General features: G+C 77.4%; 1 protein-coding gene. It reads right to left on the reverse strand.

The window, feature by feature from the left end; all coding sequences use genetic code 11:
- Window positions 1–197: 197 nt before the first annotated feature.
- On the reverse strand, window positions 198–678 hold a 481-nt coding region (locus KCH_RS02475; protein ID WP_157032362.1), incomplete at its 5' end, for an ABC transporter ATP-binding protein.

Raw genomic sequence — 678 nt, forward strand, 5'->3', positions numbered from 1 at the left:
CCACCCCCCCCCGGGCCCCCCCAACCGGGGGGGTGGGGGGGGACCCCCCAGGGGCCCCCACGGGGGGACTCGGGTGGCCCGCCGGGGGCCAGGTCCCGTCCGATCGTGCTCACCGGTGACTCCTTCCGGCCGGCGGGCCCGGCAGCCTCCCGGTGCGGGTGGCGGCCGGGCGCGCACCATGGTGGCAGCCGAACTTCTCAGTTCCCCATGAACGGTGGGGGTTCCGGCGGCCGGTCGGCCGGCGTCCGGTGGTCGAAGGCGATCAGCGGGTCGCCGGTGAGCGGGTGCCGGGTGACGGCGGCGCGGACGCCGAACACCTCGGCGAGCAGGTCCGGGGTGAGCACCTCGCGGGGCGGGCCGGAGGCCACCAGCGTGCCGCCGGCCAGGACGTGCAGGCGGTCGCAGACGGACGCGGCGGCGTTCAGGTCGTGCAGGGCGACCAGCGTGGTGGTGCGCTGGGCGCGCAGCAGGGCGAGCAGTTCGACCTGGTGGCGGATGTCGAGGTGGTTGGTGGGTTCGTCCAGCACCAGGACGTCGGGCTGCTGGGCCAGCGCCCTGGCGAGCAGCACGCGTTGGCGTTCGCCGCCGGACAGGTCGGCGAACCGGCGGTCGGCGTGCGCGGCCATGCCGACCTGGTCGAGGGCGTGCGCGGTCCGGGCGCGGTCCTCGGGCGCTGGT

This window comes from Kitasatospora cheerisanensis KCTC 2395, assembly GCF_000696185.1.
GTDB classification, from domain to species: Bacteria; Actinomycetota; Actinomycetes; order Streptomycetales; family Streptomycetaceae; genus Kitasatospora; species Kitasatospora cheerisanensis.